The organism is Burkholderia sp. Bp8994 (assembly GCF_003853805.1).
GTDB lineage: Bacteria > Pseudomonadota > Gammaproteobacteria > Burkholderiales > Burkholderiaceae > Burkholderia.
In genome coordinates, this window is sequence record NZ_QTQH01000021.1 from 53,517 (window position 1) to 70,796 (window position 17,280).

Genomic DNA, 17,280 nt, shown 5'->3' on the forward strand with positions numbered 1-17,280 from the left:
CCCTGTATCGGCGGGCGCCCGCCTAGCTGCATGCCCGGGGGGCATTTTCCCGGGCGGGATTGATGGTTGTATTACGCGAAACAATGCGTTTCGGCGTATCAAAAAGCATTGAATTTACCCCAAATATCCAATCGAAATATTGGCGACCGATATATTAAAAATACAAGACATCACTTAATCGTCGCACAGCACCATTTTCCATCGATATTTTCGCAAATCGATACGACGCATGACTTTGATGACGCTCGCAATTATCCCCGGAATTATCGGGTTGATTTATAAAATCCGGCTGCTATATTCCGCTTGCACGGCCGAAAATCTCTGCGGTCGCGCGATCTTCCCGCTCATCAAAAGGAGTGATTCTTTCGGTTTTATTCGGGTCGGCGTGATTCAATATATCAAGCACGCACGGGGTATCCTCCACGCGAATGGGCAAGGGGCCGGAAAAACATTGCCTGTTTCATAATCAGGAGTCGTCATGGCAACGATCTACGTAAACGTGATTGTCAATGTCGCGAAAGCCATTGCCGAAAACAATCTGCCGAAATATGTATTCATGGTGGATTCGACGGGCTACAGCGGGGACGGTTCGGAAGGCAGCAATGAATTGCGGACGAAATGCGAAAACGGCGACACGATCGTCTGGTCCGCCGTTTCCCTCGACCCGGGTGAATCCATCGCGATTCTCGGCTTCTGGGGGAGCGCGATTCCCAACATGGTCAACCCGCAACAATATCCGCAGTTCGACGGCGCCGTGTGGGGCGGGCGGGTCAACAGCGCGGGAACCAACGTTCAATACTCGATCAACCTGCTGCTGGAGGGTAACGTCCATATGTCGTTCGACCCGTTCATCACGGCGACCAACCCGGCTCGATAACCGGGTGCGGCAGTCCGGGGGCGACTGAATGACCGGTTTCGGCTTGTCGCTTCGCGGCATGGACAAGCCGAAACCGCGATGGACGGATTTGCAGACAGGCGGTTCGTGAAGCGGCGGACCGAAGCGTCCCGAAAGCCTGATGCCTTTCCTTACCGTGAAGAACTGAACGGCATGACGCCGCAGGACCGCGTGTTCGTTCGGGTAGCCGCCTGGTGCAGGCGACATCAGGTCACGCGTCCGCCTGCCGGAGCACCCAGCGCGCGAAGGTCTGCAACGGCCCCTCGCCCAGTTCCAGCGCCTCCGGCAACACGAGACAGAAGCGCTTGACCACGCCGCGCCCGTCCGGCCAGGGCGCCGCGAGCAGCCCCTGCGCGATTTCGGCGTCGACATAGAGGCGCGGCACCAGCGCGACGCCGAGCCCGGCCAGTGCCGCGGCGATCAGCATCGAGTAAAGATCATAGCGGGCGCCGGCGGCCGGATTGTTCACGGGCAATCCCGTCTCCTGCACGTAAGCCGACCACGCATCGGGCGTCTGGCGCTTGTGCAGGCGCGGCAGCGTGCCCAGCAAGGTGTCCGGCTGCCCGCCCGCGAGCAGCGACGGATGGCAGACCGGCACCAGCACCTCCTCGCACAAACGGTACGTATGCATGCCGGCCCAGGCCGGATGCTCGAAGTGAATCGCCGCGTCGAAGCCGCTGCCGGCCAGTACGAACGGCTCGGCGCGATCGGCGAAATGCACCGTGATGTTCGGATGCTGCGTCTGGAATCCCTTGAGCCGCGGAATCAGCCAGCGCGTCGCAAACGTCGGCGTCACGGCGATGTCGACGCTGCCGCCGTCACCGGGCTGCCCCATCATGTACTGGCTGTCGCGCTCGAGCCGGTCCAGCACTTCGCGAACCTGCGCCGCGTAGCGCGCGCCGTTCGGCGCCACCCGCACGCGGTTGCCGACCCGTTCGAACAGCGCGACGCCCAGGAACGTCTCGAGTCGGCCGATCTGCCGGCTGATCGCGCCTTCCGTCAACGCCAGTTCGTCGGCGGCGCGCGCGAAGCTCCCATGCCGCGCCGCGGCCTCGAATGCCATCAATGCCGAATTGCTCGGAATCCTGCGTCGCGTCACGATTGCTCCCGGTCCGACCGCCGTCGGTCATGGCTTGATCAAATGTAATTGAATGGTGACGAATCATCGTTTTCCGCCCATTCTTCCGATCATTATCATGACAAAAACTCAACCAGTCGAGCCGGCCGATCGCTCAGAAGGCCGCTCGCCACCCGTGGAGATGTCATGATCTATGCCGTTGAATGCAGCATCGCCGAGCCCGCCGTCGAAGCCGGGTGGAACGACTTCTACAGCCGCGTCAAACTGCCGGCGCTGATCTCGGTATCCGGCTTCCGCACGTCGCAACGCTTTCGCGCCCTCGGCGGCGACGGCCCGGTCTACCTCGCGCTGCATACGATCGACGGCCCGGACGTGCTGACGTCGGCCGAGTATCGCGACAAGGGCGGCGGCAATTTCGCGCGCTGGCAGCCGCACATCGTCGAATGGCGCCGTAACGTGTACGACAGCGCGGCACCTGCGCCGGCCGTCTCCGGCCATCAATGGCTGGCCGTGTGCGACGACGCCGCCCCGTTCGCGCGAGCAGGTATCGCAGCCACCGCCATGCATGCGGTCGCGCTGGACCGCCAGCCGGCCGCTCGCTGGCTGGCCGTCCTCGATCACGATCAGGCGCGGCTCGCGTCCGATGCGTCGGGCGCCGCGATCCGGTGCTATGCGCCGATGGGCGACCGGCTCGTCAGCGCGACGACGACGTCGGCCGCACGCTGACGGGAGCCCGGCCATGCCCAGCGTCACGATTTTCATCCCCGGGACGAGCATGCCGTCCAGCGCGGCACTCGATGCACTGTCGTCAGCCTGCGAGACGCTCTGCACCGAGGTGTTGAGCGCCGCACCCGGCACGATCCACGTCGCGTACGTGCCGATCCGGCTCGGCCGCGGACATCCGGTCAGCGCGGAGATCCGCTTTCGCATCGCGTCATTTCGCACCACTGAATTGATGGACCGGTTCATGGCCGAACTGGATCGCGAGATTCTCCGCCACACCGGATTCATCGCACGCATCCGCTGCTTCGGCTACGACACCACCCACCTTCACGCCCGACATTGACCCCATGAGCGCACTCATTCCACGCCCTTCTTTCCCGCGCCGCCAAGTCGGCGATTTCACGGTGACCGCGATCAGCGACGGCACGCTGACGGCCGGCCTCGACCTGCTGTCGAACATCGACGTCGACGACGCGGCCCGTATCATGCACCGGGCCGGCATGCATACGCCGTCGGCGGTCAACATCAACTGCTACGTGATACGCGGCAACGGCCGCACCGTGCTCGTCGACACCGGTGCCGGCGGCATCCGGAACTGGGGCGGCCTGCTGCGTCCGTCGCTGTCACAAGCCGGCATCGATGCACGCGAGATCGACACGGTCCTGCTGACGCACGCGCATCCGGACCACATCGGCGGCCTGCTCGACGCAGACGGGCGCCCGGCCTTTCCGCAAGCGGAGGTGCTCATCGACGAACGGGAACGCATGTTCTGGCTGGACGACGATATGTACGAGAGAGCCAGCGAGCGAGCGCGCATCAATGTCCGAATCGCGCGGCGCGCGTTCGACGCCTGCGCGGCGCAACTGCGCACCATCGCGGCAGGCGACGTGCTGCCCGGTATCGCCGCCGTGCCGCTGCCGGGGCACACGCCCGGCCACACCGGCTATCGCGTCGAATCGCAGGGCGAGCGCCTGCTGATCTGGGGCGATCTCGTGCATTTCGCGCCGATCCAGGTTGCTCGCCCCGACGTGTCGATCGCGTTCGATCACGATCCGTCGCAGGCATCGGCGACCCGCGCGGCCACGCTCGCCGAAGTCGCTTCGGATCGCTTGCTGATTGCCGGCATGCACCTCGCCGACGCAGGCTTCGCACGCATCGCGCGCACGCACGACGCAACGGGCGGCGCGTACGCGCTGATCGACTCAGATTGAGCGAAACGGGATCAAGCGAAACGGAACGCGGGCACGCCATCGCGCCGCACGATGCCCGGACCGTGCAGCGCATCGTCCCGCACAAGCGATCGATCTACCGGACGAGCCCGCGCCGATATGACACGGGCGCCGGTATCCGGCGCCCGCTCCGTCGCTGCCCGGTCGTCCGGCTCAGCGCCAGTTCGCTTCGTAGAAGCGCACGTAGCCGCTGCGCAGCGTCACGCATTGCGCGCGCGTCTCGGACAGCAACCGCCGTGCGGCTGCCTCGATCCGCTCGCGGTGCTGATCGTACGCACCGACCATGTCCTCGAAGCGCGGCGATGCCGCACCGAAATGATCCTCCAGCGCCTCGGCGGTGATCTGACATTGGACGCGCTCGCCATTGACCAGCGCCGTGAAACCCAGCATCAGGTCGCGCCCCGAATATTCGGGCTTCTCATTCGTGAAATGGATCTGCATGGGAGCCGCCTCGACCGGTAGAAAGCAAATGACCGCGTCCGTCGTCCGCTACCGGCCGGACGAAAATTTACGCGGGCTCGCCGGCAGAGGCACGATCCACGGGGGTATGGCGCGGACTAATGCATGCCGGTTGCATTCCACTTTAGACGGTTTCGCGCAGGAGGCAAAATTTGCGATGTGCGTCGTTCCGACGCGCATTTCCTCTGACCAGCGCGACATCCGGCACCGTTTTGCCGAACGGCGTCAGTGAGGATCGGTGGGCCAGACGTTCAGCGCGATCGCGGCGGTCGTGGCGCCCACCGCGATCGCGGCCGCTCCGTATTGCACCGCGTCGCTCAGGTCGAACAGCAGCCCGTGGATCGCCACGGCGATGCCGCCCAGCATGATGAAGGTGGCGATGGCCGCCAGCACGACTCTCAGTTCCGTCCGAACCATGATGCGTCTCCCGAACGGATGCATGTCGCGTCGCATGCATGTTGCGATGCGGAACACGGCGCGTGCGTGTTCCATTTCCATCATTGCAGGCGGGCGCTTAAAAGCAAGGGGTTTTTGTACGCAGTCGCACAACGTGCGCGGCGCTTGTATGATGAGGCGATATCGACGGCGGCGGCCCGGGTGGCGGATGGTGCGGTGCAGGGCGTCAAAGGGTTCGACTGCGAAGCGGGGCCTCGGAACGCGCTGATGTGCGGGCTCGGGTAGACCGCGAAGCATGGGACTAGAGCAAGCGCTGAAGCGCCAACTTGGGCCGACTGCGAAGCATGGGGCCCAAGTAAGCGCTGAAGCGCTAACTCGGACCGACCGCGAAGCATGGGGCCCAAGTAAGCGCTAAAGCGTCAACTTGGGCCGACCGCGAAGCATGGGGCCCAAGTAAGCGCTGAAGCGCTAACTTGGGCCGACAGGAGACAAGACATGCCTCAATCTTTCGTGCTGCCCGCCACCGCGGGCCGCACCGACCTGCTCGCGCAGGCGCATGCCCGTTCGACCGCGGTCGGCCTGCGCGCGAACGAGCGCCCCGATTTCTCGCCGCTGTCGCGGCTCGCGCTGCGCGAACTGCTCGACACGAACCACGCATTGTTCGCGCACGCGCGCCCGGTGATGGAAGACCTCCACGCGCAAATCGCCGACACGCAAAGCCTCGTGCTGCTCACCGATGCCGACGGCGTGATCCTGCACAGCATCGGCGACGCGGACTTCATCGAGAAGGCGAACCGCGTCGCGCTGTGCACCGGCGTGTCATGGGCCGAAGGCGCGCGCGGCACCAACGCGATCGGCACCGCGCTCGCATCGGGCCAGGCGGTCGCCGTGCACGGCTCGGAACACTTCCTGCGCGCGAACCATATCCTCACCTGCTCGTGCGCGCCGATCATCGATCCGTTCGGCCGTACCCTCGGCACGCTCGACGTGAGCGGCGACCCGCGCGGCTTCAGCCCCCATACGCTCGCGCTGGTGCGGATGTCCGCGCAGCTGATCGAGAACCACCTGTTCGCGAACCAGTGCGCGGAGGCGCTGCGGCTGCGCTTCCACGCCCACGAGGATTGCGTCGACTCGCTGTTCGCCGGGCTCGTCGCGTTCGGCCCCGACGGCGGGCTGATCGCCGCGAACCGGAGCGCGCAATTCCAGCTCGGCGCGACGTTCGATGCATTGCAGCATCAAGGCTGCGACGCGCTGTTCGGCATGCACTTCGGCCAACTCGCGCAGCAGGCGGCCCGCGCGGCCGGCGCACCGTTCCGCCTCACGCTGTCGACCGGCGTGCGCGTGCTCGCCCGCTGCGAATTCGCGGAAGCGCACAAGACGGCCGTCGCCGTCACGCCGCCCGCCCCCGCCGTGCGCACGCGGGCGCCGGACCCCGACGCGATCACGTTCGCGACGCTCGACACCGGCGATGCGCGGATGGCCGCCGTGCTCGAACGCGTCGCGAAGATCCGCGGACGCGACCTGCCGTTGCTGATCCTCGGCCAGACCGGCACCGGCAAGGAATGGCTCGCGCGTGCGCTGCACCAGGCATCGCCGCGCGCGGACGGCCCGTTCGTCGCGGTCAACTGCGCGGCGCTGCCGGATTCGCTGATCGAGGCCGAACTGTTCGGCTACGAGGACGGTGCGTTCACCGGCGCGCGCAAGCGCGGCAGCCCCGGCAAGATCGTGCAGGCCGACGGCGGCACGCTGTTTCTCGACGAAATCGGCGACATGCCGCTCGCGCAGCAGGTCAGGCTGATGCGCGTGCTGCAGGAGCGCGCGGTGATGCCGCTCGGCGGCGCACGCGCGGTGCCGGTCGACGTGCGCGTGGTCTGCGCGACCCACCGCGACCTGCGCGCGATGATCGCCGCAGGCACCTTCCGCGAAGACCTGTTCTACCGGATCAACGGGCTCGCGGTCACGCTGCCGCCGCTCGCCGCGCGCACCGACCTGCCCGCGCTGGTCGAGCGGATCCTCGCGCGGCTGGCGCGCAGCGAGCCGATGCCGGGCCGCCTCGCGGCCGACGTGCTCGACGCGTTCATGCGGCACCGCTGGCCCGGCAACCTGCGGCAAATGACCAACGTGCTGCGCACGGCCGGCATGCTCGCCGAAGACGAAGCCGAAATCACGCTCGCGCACCTGCCCGACGATTTCTGGCTCGACTGCGACGACGCACCCGCGGCGCAAGCCGCACCGGCCGACGTGCGCGAAGCGACGACGCTGCAGAGCCACCAGGCCGCGGTGATCGATGCCGTGCTCGCACGGCACGGCGGCAACGTATCGGCCGCCGCGCGGGAGCTCGGGCTCGCCCGCAATACCGTGTACCGCTACCTGCGCCGGCACTGACACGTTCCGGGCCGGTTGCCCGCCCGACGGGCGCCGGCCGCAGGCGGCTTCGGGTATGCTTGGCGCTTGCGTTGCCTTCCGGCATCGCGCTGCCTTTCCTCGCTTCGCTGCCGATTCGCCGCCCGCTTTCACCCATGACCGATCCCGACCACCCGCCTCTCGTGCGCATCGAGCCGCTCGGCGCGACGTTCGACGCGCCCGATTCGCTGACGCTGCTCGAGGCCGCCGCGTTCGCGCACGTCAGGCTGCCGCGCTCGTGCCGCAACGGCACGTGCCGAAGCTGCCTGTGCAGGATCGTCAGCGGCAGCGTACGCTATACGATCGAATGGCCGGGCCTGAGCCGCGAGGAAAAGGCCGACGGCTATACGCTGCCGTGCGTGGCCGTCGCGACTTCGGATGTCGTGCTCGACGTGCCCGATGCGGTCATGATCGACTGAACGCGGCGCGCGGCCGCGCGCCGTCCCGCAACGATGATGCCTGCCTGGAGAAGATGATGACCCAGTCCACCGATCGCATCGAGAAACAAGCCTTGCTCGCCGCGCCGCTGGCGCGCGTCTGGGAAGCCGTCAGCAATGCCGGCGAATTCGGCATCTGGTTCGGCGTGTCGTTCGACGGGCCGTTCGTGCCCGACCAGCCGCTGTTCGGCCGCATCACGCCGACGCGCGTCGACGACGACATCGCCAAGGCACAGGAGCCGTATGCGGGCACTGTGTTCGAAATCGTCGTCGATCGCGTCGAGCCGAAACAACTGTTCTCCTTTCGCTGGCATCCGTTCGCGATCGACCCGAACTTCGATTACACGTCCGAGCCGATGACGCTCGTCACGTTCGCGCTCGCGGAAAAGGACGGCGGCACGCTGCTGACGGTCACCGAGACGGGTTTCGACCAGCTGATCGAAGCGCGCCGTGCGAAGGCGCGCGAGATGAACGATCACGGCTGGGCCGCGCAGATGATGCTGATCACGAAATATCTGGCGAAGCACGCGTGAGCGCGCCGCGCGTCATTCCCGGTATCCACGTGCCCGCATGCCCTAGCCGCGGGTGCATGGCATAATCCGCTCCATCGTTACCCTACGCCGCCCCGCGCATCGCATGCTGAGTCGTCGTTTCCGGAAGATCGTCAGTCTGATCGGGATGCTCGCCATCCTGATGACGGCGCTCGCGCCGACGATCTCGCAGGCGCTGACGACGCAAGGCCGCGTCGACGCGCTGCTTGCCGGCCACTGCACGGCCGCGCCGGCTGACGGTGGCCACGCCGGCGATGCGTCGTCGAAAAGCCTGCAGGCGCATCTGCAGGCCTGCGGCTATTGCAGCCTGCTCGCCCATACGCCGGCCCTGCCCGCGCCCGAACTGACGTTCGCGGCCAACGTCCACCCGCTCCAGCACCGCGAAGCAACCCGCTTCGAAAGCCTGCGCCGCGCGCTGCCGCTCACGGCCGCGCAGCCGCGCGCCCCGCCGCTCGCGTCCTGATTCGTCGTCACCGCGCGTGATGCCGCAGCGCATCGCGCCGTCCGCACGCGTCCGCGCGTGCATGCCGTGTCACGTTTCGAAGGACGATCATGTTCGACCGTATTGCTCGCGGCGCCGTGCCGTGCGTGCGCTCGTCCGCTTCAGGCCGTTGCGCGCGCGTGAACGCGCGGCCGCGTGCCGAATTCGAATACATCGTTTTCCTTATCATTTCCAACCGGATCATCCCGTCATGAAAACCACTGCATTCCTCCGCGGCGCACTCGTCGCTCTCGGCTTCGTCGTCGCCCAGGCCGCACACGCGCACGCGCACCCGAAAACCCTGGAACCGGCCGCCGACGCCACGCTGTCGAGCGCGCCGCACGCGGTCACGATCGACTTCAGCGAAACGCTCGAACCCGCATTCAGTTCGATCGCCGTCACCGACAGCCACGGACGGTCGGTCGCCGACGGGAAATCCGCGGTCGACGCCGGCAACCGGAAGCGGATGCATGTCGCACTGGCGAACCTGACGCCCGGCACGTACACGGTCGCGTGGGTCGCGGTGGCGAGCGACGGCCATCGCACGCAGGGCCGCTACGCGTTCACGCTGAAGTAACGCACACGCTGCCCGCTTCCCTACCCGATCAGGAACACCAACAATGAAACCCTCGATTCCGACCAGCCTGCTGTTCGCCCTGCTGGCGCTGCAGGCGCCCGCCACGTTCGCCGCGTCGGCCGTCCAGGCCGATGCATGCTGGATCCGCACGATGCCGGCGACGGTGCCGTCATCCGGCTATTTCACGCTGAAGAACGACGGCGACAAGCCCGTCACGCTCACTGGCATCGATACGCCCGCGTTCGGGATGGCGATGATGCACGAAACGCAGACGGCCGGCAGTACCGCGAAGATGGTTCACGTCGAAGCGGTCGACGTGCCCGCGCACGGCACGGTGACGTTCAGGCCGAAGGGCTATCACGTGATGCTCGAGGAGCCGCGCCAGCCCGTCGCGCCCGGCGCGAAGGTGCCGTTGCGGCTGCATTTCGCCGACGGCGCGACGGCGTCCGTGACCTGCGACGCGAAGGCGCCGTCCTACATCGGCCAGTAACGCCGCCTGCGCAACGACCGAAGGAGATGCACATGAGCAAGGAACGCCTGCCGCTGGCCAACCTGATCGTCCGCTACCGGACGCCGCTGAATGTCGCCGTGCTGATCGTCTGCGGGTTATGGGCGGGGTGGATCGCATGGATGACGCGGCCGTCCGCGATCGATTCGCCGTCGTCGATCGCCGCCTACTGCGTGCGCGGCGCGCGTTGACGCCGTGTGTCGGGGTGAACCGCGCCGCCGTGGCATCATGCACGGATTCACCCCGACCGCAGAACCCGCCTTTCGGAGCGCCGCATGTCCATTCAGACCTGGCTGCTGTTTGCCGCAGCCTATCTCGCCACCACGCTGTCGCCGGGCCCCAACGTGCTGCTCGTCATCCGCAACACGGTGCGCTACGGCTCGCGCGGCACCGCCGCGACGATCGCGGGCAACCTCGTCGCGCAAGGCGCGGTGGTCATGCTCGTCGCGTTCGGCGTCGGCGCCGTGCTGGCCGAGATGCCGCCGCTGTTCATCGCGATGAAGGTCGTCGGCGCCGCGTATCTGATCTATCTGGGCATCCGGCAACTGCGCGGCGGGCGCAACCCCCGTTCGCCGGACGGCAAGGCCGCGATCGTCGAGCCCGACCGCAGGAAACTGTTCCGCGAAGCGCTGTTCGTGTCGGGCAGCAATCCGAAGACGATGATCTTCCTGTCGGCATTCATGCCGCAGTTCATCGCGCACGATCGCCCGCTCGCGATGCAGTTCGTCGCGATGTACGCGACGATCGCCTGCACCGTCGTCATCGTGCACAGCGTCTATTCGTTCGGCGTGCGCCGGCTCCATCGCGGCATCGGCATCAGCCCGTGGGTACGCGCGGCCAAGCGCGCGAGCGGGCTGCTGTTCGTCGGGCTCGGGATCAAGCTGCTGACCGCGCGGCAGGCGTAAGCATCCGCACGGCGACGGCCCGCGCCGCGGCGCGGGCGGAATCGTCAGCCCTTCGATTCGGCCAGCGCTGCCGCAATCTCGCCGAACGACGGCCGCGCGTCGATATCTTCGTTCAGGCACGCGGCCGCCAGCGCGTCGAGTGCGTGCGAGCCTTCCCACGCAGGCGGCTCGCAGCGCGCCAGCAACTCGCCGAGCAGATGACCGAACGCCCTGACCTCCAGCCGTTCGAGCCGCGCCGCGCGCTCGCGGTCGTTCACGTCGTAGACCGACGCCGCGCCGAAATCGCCGAGCAGCGCGCCGCCCTTGCCGTCGTGCAGGATGTTGTGCGCGTACAGGTCGCCGTGCATGATGCCGCGCGCGTGCAGATGCGCGGCGACCGACGCGATGCCGAGCGCGATCCGCGGCGCGTCGGCCGGCGCGAATCGCGCATCGGCCGCATACACGTCGCGCGTGCAGGACGCGAAGCTCGGCGGCCCGGCGAGGTTGGTCAGCGCCGGATCGACCAGCGCCATCACGAGGCCGTGCGTGCCGTCCGGATGACCGCGCACCTTGCCGATCACCGGAATCATGTTCGGATGGCGCCCGGCGTGCAGGCAGGCGGCCATTTCGCAATCGGGCAGGCCGTCGCTCGTCACCGCGCCCTTGAACAGCTTGACCGCGACCGCTCGCGGCACGGCGCCGTCCACACGCCATTGCGCGCGGTAGATTACGCCCGACGCGCCTTCGCCGAGCTTCTCGTCGCAGGTCAGCGACCTCCAGTCGATGTCCGCGACGCCCGGCTCGGCCGAAGCCGCGGCTTCCGGCGCGGCGCCGAACGGATTGCCCGCCGACGCGAGCCACGCGAGGCGCGGCAGGCGCAACAGCCAGTCCGGCAGCGCGTCGAGCCGGTTCGCCGACAGCCGCACCAGCTCCAGCGCACGGCAGGCGGCCATTTCGGGCGGCAACGCACGCAGCCGGTTACCCGCGAGCATCAGCTTCTGCAGGCGCGCGCAATCGCCGATCTCGGCGGGCAGCGCGTCGATTTCGTTGTCGGTCAGGATCAGCCAGCGCAGCGCACGCGGCAGCGAGTCGCGCGGCACCGTGCGGATCCGGTTCGCCTTGAAGCCGATCATGTCGAGCTGCGCGCACGTGCCGAGCACTTCAGGAAATTCGGTGAAGCGATTGCCGGACGCGAACAGGATGCGCAGGCGATGCAGCCGCGACAGGTCGTCCGGCAGCGCGGACAGCGCATTGCCGGACAGGTCGAGCACTTCGAGCGTATCCGCCAGATCGAAGATCTCGCGCGGGAATTCGGTCAGCCCGCACGCAAGCTTCAGTTGCCGGGCGCCCGACAGCTGGCCGGCCTGCAGTTGTTCGAGGGTCGTCGTCACGGGGAGAAAACGGGTTGCGGTTGCGAGGATCGTCGGATCGATCCGGCGAATTTTACCGGGTTCCCCCTCGCCTGCCCCGCGATCGCGTCACACCCCCTTCACAAACGCGCAATGTGGCGCTAGAATTGCGCCCCTTGCAGTACTGAAGTGCCGACGTGGTGAAATTGGTAGACACGCTATCTTGAGGGGGTAGTGGCGAAAGCTGTGCGAGTTCGAGTCTCGCCGTCGGCACCAGATACGGTTTTTCCGTGTTTCGTGCATTTGCAGAACCCGCGACAGCGCATGGCTTCGCGGGTTTTTTGTTGTCCGCTGCGCAACGACCGAGGCAACCCCGGCCGGCGAGACTGCGCAAACGGCGGCCCGCATCCGCATGCGCCCTTTCGCATCCGCACCTCCCGGATACGATGAGCCGCACGCAAAACACGCATCAATGCTCGTCTGCCCGGTTCAGGAAAAAAAGCGGATATCGACCGTCCTCCAGACCCCTTCCGTGTTGAACGGGCTTCGTGCACGAGTCGCCGCACCGTGTCGATATCGCCCGCCTCATAGAGCAACAGGCCCCCGCTCACCGAGCTAGCGTGTCGGCAAGTCCTCCGCGAAATTGTCGAACACACGTTGCACCAAGGCATTGATTCTCAGCATCGTGGCAGACTGGGTTCTGCCCGCGAGCGTGACGATCCCGAAACAGGCCGAACCAGCCAGCGGCGGATCGAGCGGCACCGGATGCAACCTTCCCGCCCGAACCGCCTCGTCGAATACTGGCCGGCTGCCAAGAATGACGACATCGCTGACGGCTGCCGCCGCCTCCAGCTCGCCGAAATCGTCGCTCTGGAGCTTGATGCGATCCGCGATTGGATATCCGAGATGCTGCTGAAGATCGTCGAGCGCGTACTTCGACAGATGCGTGCAGCCGACCGGATACTTCAATAGATTCTCGGGCGATACGCCAGCCATGCCCGCGAGCGGATGCGCGTGACCGCAGAAGAATGCGGCCCGCCATCTCGGCAGCGGCACGATCTCGATTTCCGGCTGCTGCGTGAGCGACGCGATATCGCCAACGAACATGTCGATGCGCTCCGCCAGCAACATGCCGAGCAGGTCGGCAGTATTGCCTCGCTTGAGTACCACGCGTACTTGGGGCGCATTAACGGCCCCGAACGTCAGGATGGGTTGCCTGAGCAGCGCGGCTGGCGTCGCGCCCAGCCCGATGCAGAGATCGCCGAACTCCCCGCGCTCGAGCAGCGCGAGGTCGCGCCTGAGCTCCCGCACTTCGAAATCGATCCGGCGCGCCCGCTCGACGAATACCTTGCCGTGCGGCGTCAGCGTGATACGTTGCGCGCCGCGATCGAACAGCGAAATACCGAACTCCGCTTCGATCGACTGGATACTGCGTGACAGCGCGGATTGACTCAGGTGCACCTCCGCGCAAGCGCGACTGAAATTCTGGCACCGAGCGAGCGCGAGGACATGTTGCAGTTTGCGAAGGTTCATGTGAAATCAGGCGTTCACGGGCAGCGACCTGCCCACGTGCGGAAAGTATAGTCGCGCCCTTCGCCGCAACGGCTCGATCGTGGCGCCCGTGTGCCGTATCAGAACCGGTGATGAATGCCGACGCTCACGCCGACCTGACTCTTGCCAGGCTGGCCCACACTGGAAAAGCTGTTGACGCCGAACGCGCTCTCGCCGGAGTTCCAGACCGTGCCGACATGCGCATACAGAAACGTCGCCTTCGACAGCAGATACTCGCCTCCGCCGACCAACAGCGTCGGATGCCCCGGCGTGCTCTGGAACGCGTAGCGGCCGCCCAGCACGTACCATTGAATCGTCGGCGTCGCGAAACCCTTCGCACTGCCCCAGTAAGCCATGCCGCGCGGCGTCAACTGGAGGTCTCCGACCACGCGCGTGACGCCCGCGGCAACGGTCACGCCGCCCACCGTATAACGAAGCGCCGCGCTGTACCGCTCATCGACCCGCCCCGACGCATCGATGCCGCCTGCGCTCGCACCGCGACTCTGCTCGTAAAGCACGCGAGCGGCAAGCGCTCCCCGGTCATATTCGAGCGCCGCACCGACATACCGGCCGGCCAGGCCGTTGCCCGGAAGTTGTTGACCGAAGCCATATTCAGCCTCGACATTGAATCCGTAAAACGGCTGCGACTGGAACTTCACCGCATTGTTCAGCCTCAGCGTCGCCAGCGGGATCGCGTTCAGCGAAAGCGTCGAGTCGTTGGCGAAATACGTAGGATCATAGAGCACCGTCTTGTCGAACTGTACGCTGTATTGCCGCCCGAACGTCAGCCGGCCATAAGGCGATCGAAACCCGACGCTCGAAAGGCGGTTGAACAACGTGCCCGGCGTCACGAGGGTGCCCTTGCCGAGGTCGAAGCCGTTTTCGAGCTGAAAGATTGCACCGTAGCCCCCGCCGAGATCCTCGTCGCCCTTGATGCCGAAGCGGGACGGCAGAAACGCACTGCCCAGCATGCCAAGCGACGACTTCCCGTTCGATCCGGCGTTGGTCAAGCTCTGGATGCCGATATCCAGGATGCCGTACATGACCACCGAGCTCTGCGCGCGGGCGCCATCCGCCCCCGTCGCGCACGCAAGCGTCAACGCGGTCGTCGCCAGTCTCCTCACTGATTTTCTGTTTTTCATGTCGTCCCATCATTGATTGGATTGCGCTGCGATCCGGCTCCACGCATTCCCGCTCGTTACGGCATATCCATTTCGCATACCGAATCGTTGGAAAACCGATTTTCTTCATCGCATGCGCGGCACCGGAGCATGCGTCCGCGTGAATCTTCGAGACCGCGATGCATCGTATTCAGCTAAAAAATCACCATCCAATGAGATTCTTGTCGTCCGGCGATGCAAGAGTTGCATGCCCCTCCGATGACTGTGTGAGGAACGCACGAGCGGGCGCTTCGATCATGTCGGTCACGACCGACATGGCCATCCTCGTCAAAAAAAAGCGCGTATCAGTTTCATGACTGACACGCGCACAAGGAGACACGGCTCTGATGTGGATTGCGCGAACGACGCGTTGTGACCTTGGACTACCGCGGCGCACGACGATCAGGACATCCATTCGGCTAGACGGCGAGTCCCGGACAAATCGGCGTGGTTCCGACAGCACGGCATATCGATTCGTACCGGTCGCCATGCGACCGCGCAACGGGCTTCGTCATCGCGAACCCGGACGCGCCCGCCCGTTCATCGGGCAATCCGCCCGACGAGCGGGTCGATCCAGCGGCCGGCTATCCACACGTACGCGCCCGTTGCGATCGCGCAGAACCAGTAAAGCCCGATCCCGACGACGATCCCGACCGTCATCGGCGATTCGACCGGGAAGTGGCGTGTCAACACGGCCGGAGCGAACGCGACGGTCAGGATGAACGCAAAGTAGATGCCCAGCACGAGCACGCTCATGCCGATGCTCAGGCGTGTGCGACGCCGGACCAGACGGGCCACGTCGCGCGTGCGTGCGTCGACGCTTGCGTTCGCATCGGTGCTGCGCGCGACGACTGCCGGGTGATTGACGTTCGACATGGTTGCTCCAGTGATCAGTGAGTTTGGGGAGCGCTGATGCCGATTCCGGTCGCGCTGCGGAACATCTGCGCATCGAATCCCGCGCGCTCCGCCGCCGCACGAGCGGACGAGTCGGTAATCGATGCGAGCCATGCGACGCCGAACGCCAGCGTCATCGAGAACAGGGTCGGATTCGCGTACGAAAAGAGCGCGCTGTCGTGCTTCAGGATGCCCACCCAGATTGTCGGCCCGGTCACGAGCAGCCCGACCGACGACACCAACCCGACTATCCCGCCAGCCAGTACGCCGCGCGTCGTCAATCCTCGCCAGAACATCGACAGCATCAGGATCGGGAAGTTGGTGCTCGCCGAAATGGAGAACGCGAGCCCGACCAGGAAGCTGATGTTCAGGTTTTGCACGAGATGCGACAGCAGCAGCGCGGCCGCGACCAGTACGAACGTGGCCCGGCGCGATACCGCCAGTTCGCGTGCCGGATCGGCTTGCCCCCGGCACAGGATGCGCTTGTACAGATCGTGACCGACCGCCGATGCGCCCGAAATCGTGAGGCCCGCGACGACCGCCAGGATCGTTGCGAACGCAACTGCGGACATGATGCCGAGGAACACGTCGCCGCCGAAGTAATGGCTCAGATGCATCGCCGTCATGTTTCCGCCGCCGATCAGCGTGTGCGTGACCGGATCCAGGAAAGCGGGATTGCGGAGCACGAATACGATCGCACCCGCGCCGATCACGACGACCGCGGTATAGAACCACGCAATGAGCGCGGTTGCGTAGAACGCCGATTGCCGGGCCGCGGCGCCGTCACGCACGGTGAACAGGCGACTCAGGATATGCGGCAGGCCTACCATGCCGAAGATCAACGACATGCCGAGCGAAATCGCATCCACGGGATTCGTGACGAGCCGGCTCGGCGCCAGCACGGCCGAGCCGGCCGGATGAGACTGCACCACCGTGGCGATCAGCCGACTGGCGCTGAAGCCGGTCGCCTGCAGCACCTTGAACGCCAGATACGTACCGATCGCGACCATCAGCACCGCCTTGACGATCTGCACCCACGTGGTGGCCAGCATCCCGCCGATCAGCACGTACACGAGCACCAGTGCGCCAACCGCCAGCATCGCCACCATGTAAGGCACGCCGAACAGCAGCTGGATCAGCTTGCCGGCGCCGACCAGCTGGATGACGAGATAGAACAGCACGATCACCAGCGAATTCACGGCGGCAAGGCTCCGAACCGGACGCTCCGCGAGACGGAATGCGACGACATCGGCGAGCGTGAAGCGTCCGAGATTGCGTAGCGGTTCCGCGACGAGAAACAGCAGGATCGGCCAGCCGATCAGCGTGCCGACGCCGTAAATGATGGAGTCGTAGCCCGAGCCGGCCATCATGCCGACCGCACCGAGGAACGACGATGCGGACATGTAGTCGCCTGCGAGCGCGAAGCCGTTCTGCAACGGCGTGACACTTCCGCCGGCCGTATAGAACTGCGAAACCGAGCGGTTGCGACGCGATGCCCAGTACGTAATGCCGAGCGTCAACGCAACGAAGAGCAGAAACGGCGCAAGCGTATACCCGCTTGCGACGCGCTGCGCCGGTGCTTCGGCCGCACATGCCGCGCCCGTTGCGGCCGCGGCGCACACGCCTGCCGACAGCGAGGCCATCGTCCGCCGGGCGCGAAACGTTGCACGTTCCATGATGTTCTCCTCCATTTTTTATGAATGCT

At 65.9% G+C, this 17,280-nt stretch carries 22 protein-coding genes and 1 tRNA gene; 15 read left to right on the forward strand and 8 right to left on the reverse strand.

The window, feature by feature from the left end:
• The first annotated feature begins 229 nt into the window (after positions 1–229).
• Both DIE04_RS22685 and DIE04_RS22690 read left to right on the forward strand, forming a co-directional pair.
• Positions 230–466 carry a hypothetical protein gene (locus DIE04_RS22685; protein ID WP_124523285.1) on the forward strand — a complete coding sequence of 79 codons (237 nt, stop codon included), beginning with the start codon at positions 230–232 and terminating at the stop codon, positions 464–466.
• A 12-nt stretch (positions 467–478) separates the two neighbouring features.
• Positions 479–877: a hypothetical protein gene (locus tag DIE04_RS22690; RefSeq protein WP_124485273.1), complete on the forward strand. Its 399-nt coding sequence runs from the start codon at positions 479–481 to the stop codon at positions 875–877.
• 229 nt (positions 878–1,106) lie between these two features.
• On the opposite strand, the gene DIE04_RS22695 is transcribed toward DIE04_RS22690, so the two are convergent.
• Positions 1,107–1,958, reverse strand: coding sequence for a LysR substrate-binding domain-containing protein (locus tag DIE04_RS22695; protein WP_044846873.1), 852 nt, complete (start codon positions 1,956–1,958; stop codon positions 1,107–1,109).
• A 201-nt stretch (positions 1,959–2,159) separates the two neighbouring features.
• Between DIE04_RS22695 and DIE04_RS22700 the strand changes: the two genes are divergently transcribed.
• The 3 genes from DIE04_RS22700 to DIE04_RS22710 are packed head-to-tail and all read left to right on the forward strand — an operon-like array spanning position 2,160 to position 3,907.
• Positions 2,160–2,699 (forward strand): sugar ABC transporter, encoded by a 540-nt coding sequence (locus tag DIE04_RS22700; protein ID WP_124523287.1) that lies wholly within the window; start codon positions 2,160–2,162, stop codon positions 2,697–2,699.
• A 13-nt stretch (positions 2,700–2,712) separates the two neighbouring features.
• Positions 2,713–3,039, forward strand: coding sequence for a hypothetical protein (locus DIE04_RS22705; RefSeq protein ID WP_124523289.1), 327 nt, complete (start codon positions 2,713–2,715; stop codon positions 3,037–3,039).
• 4 nt (positions 3,040–3,043) lie between these two features.
• Positions 3,044–3,907: an MBL fold metallo-hydrolase gene (locus DIE04_RS22710; protein WP_124485270.1), complete on the forward strand. Its 864-nt coding sequence runs from the start codon at positions 3,044–3,046 to the stop codon at positions 3,905–3,907.
• A gap of 171 nt (positions 3,908–4,078) precedes the next feature.
• On the opposite strand, the gene DIE04_RS22715 is transcribed toward DIE04_RS22710, so the two are convergent.
• Both DIE04_RS22715 and DIE04_RS22720 read right to left on the reverse strand, forming a co-directional pair.
• Positions 4,079–4,366, reverse strand: a complete 288-nt coding sequence (locus tag DIE04_RS22715; RefSeq protein ID WP_014898618.1) for a DUF1488 domain-containing protein — start codon at positions 4,364–4,366, stop codon at positions 4,079–4,081.
• Between the two features lie 243 nt (positions 4,367–4,609).
• Entirely contained in the window at positions 4,610–4,885 is a 276-nt protein-coding gene (locus DIE04_RS22720; RefSeq protein ID WP_260426914.1) for a DUF2964 domain-containing protein, read from the reverse strand.
• 390 nt (positions 4,886–5,275) lie between these two features.
• Here DIE04_RS22720 and DIE04_RS22730 point away from each other — a divergent pair, with 390 nt between their 5' ends.
• The 9 genes from DIE04_RS22730 to DIE04_RS22760 all read left to right on the forward strand — a co-directional run bounded on the left by DIE04_RS22730 (position 5,276) and on the right by DIE04_RS22760 (position 10,642).
• Positions 5,276–7,165, forward strand: coding sequence for a sigma-54-dependent Fis family transcriptional regulator (locus tag DIE04_RS22730; protein WP_124523293.1), 1,890 nt, complete (start codon positions 5,276–5,278; stop codon positions 7,163–7,165).
• Positions 7,166–7,299: 134 nt separating this feature from the next.
• On the forward strand, positions 7,300–7,602 hold the full coding sequence (locus DIE04_RS22735) for a 2Fe-2S iron-sulfur cluster-binding protein (protein WP_059527056.1): 303 nt from the start codon (positions 7,300–7,302) through the stop codon (positions 7,600–7,602).
• A 56-nt stretch (positions 7,603–7,658) separates the two neighbouring features.
• On the forward strand, positions 7,659–8,153 hold the full coding sequence (locus tag DIE04_RS22740; protein WP_044846907.1) for an SRPBCC family protein: 495 nt from the start codon (positions 7,659–7,661) through the stop codon (positions 8,151–8,153).
• Between the two features lie 103 nt (positions 8,154–8,256).
• Positions 8,257–8,634, forward strand: a complete 378-nt coding sequence (locus DIE04_RS22745) for a DUF2946 domain-containing protein (protein WP_044846867.1) — start codon at positions 8,257–8,259, stop codon at positions 8,632–8,634.
• A gap of 89 nt (positions 8,635–8,723) precedes the next feature.
• Positions 8,724–8,867, forward strand: a complete 144-nt coding sequence (locus DIE04_RS29855; protein ID WP_185500403.1) for a hypothetical protein — start codon at positions 8,724–8,726, stop codon at positions 8,865–8,867.
• The gene (gene copC, locus DIE04_RS22750; protein WP_124523295.1) at positions 8,864–9,229 is read left to right on the forward strand and encodes a copper homeostasis periplasmic binding protein CopC; all 366 of its coding nucleotides are present in this window, start codon (positions 8,864–8,866) and stop codon (positions 9,227–9,229) included. Before DIE04_RS29855 ends, copC begins: the two co-directional genes overlap by 4 nt.
• 43 nt (positions 9,230–9,272) lie before the next feature.
• Complete coding sequence (locus DIE04_RS22755) at positions 9,273–9,719, forward strand: copper chaperone PCu(A)C (protein WP_124523297.1); 447 nt, start codon at positions 9,273–9,275, stop codon at positions 9,717–9,719.
• 32 nt (positions 9,720–9,751) lie between these two features.
• Positions 9,752–9,928, forward strand: coding sequence for a hypothetical protein (locus tag DIE04_RS29860; RefSeq protein WP_185500404.1), 177 nt, complete (start codon positions 9,752–9,754; stop codon positions 9,926–9,928).
• A gap of 84 nt (positions 9,929–10,012) precedes the next feature.
• Positions 10,013–10,642, forward strand: coding sequence for a LysE family translocator (locus DIE04_RS22760; protein ID WP_124523298.1), 630 nt, complete (start codon positions 10,013–10,015; stop codon positions 10,640–10,642).
• A 44-nt stretch (positions 10,643–10,686) separates the two neighbouring features.
• Here DIE04_RS22760 and DIE04_RS22765 read toward each other — a convergent pair whose 3' ends face one another.
• Entirely contained in the window at positions 10,687–12,012 is a 1,326-nt protein-coding gene (locus DIE04_RS22765) for a leucine-rich repeat-containing protein kinase family protein (RefSeq protein WP_124523300.1), read from the reverse strand.
• 149 nt (positions 12,013–12,161) lie between these two features.
• On the opposite strand from DIE04_RS22765, the gene DIE04_RS22770 reads away from it, so the two are divergent.
• A tRNA-Leu gene (locus DIE04_RS22770) sits at positions 12,162–12,246 on the forward strand.
• A gap of 339 nt (positions 12,247–12,585) precedes the next feature.
• Here the strand turns inward: DIE04_RS22770 and DIE04_RS22775 are convergent.
• The 4 genes from DIE04_RS22775 to DIE04_RS22790 all read right to left on the reverse strand — a co-directional run bounded on the left by DIE04_RS22775 (position 12,586) and on the right by DIE04_RS22790 (position 17,251).
• A complete protein-coding gene (locus tag DIE04_RS22775) occupies positions 12,586–13,503 on the reverse strand; it encodes a LysR family transcriptional regulator (RefSeq protein ID WP_124485262.1) in 918 nt (305 codons plus the stop codon).
• Positions 13,504–13,601: 98 nt separating this feature from the next.
• Entirely contained in the window at positions 13,602–14,663 is a 1,062-nt protein-coding gene (locus DIE04_RS22780; RefSeq protein ID WP_124523304.1) for a porin, read from the reverse strand.
• 558 nt (positions 14,664–15,221) lie between these two features.
• Positions 15,222–15,557, reverse strand: coding sequence for a DUF485 domain-containing protein (locus DIE04_RS22785; protein WP_185500405.1), 336 nt, complete (start codon positions 15,555–15,557; stop codon positions 15,222–15,224).
• Positions 15,558–15,571: 14 nt separating this feature from the next.
• Entirely contained in the window at positions 15,572–17,251 is a 1,680-nt protein-coding gene (locus DIE04_RS22790; protein ID WP_260426267.1) for a sodium:solute symporter family transporter, read from the reverse strand.
• Positions 17,252–17,280: the final 29 nt, after the last annotated feature.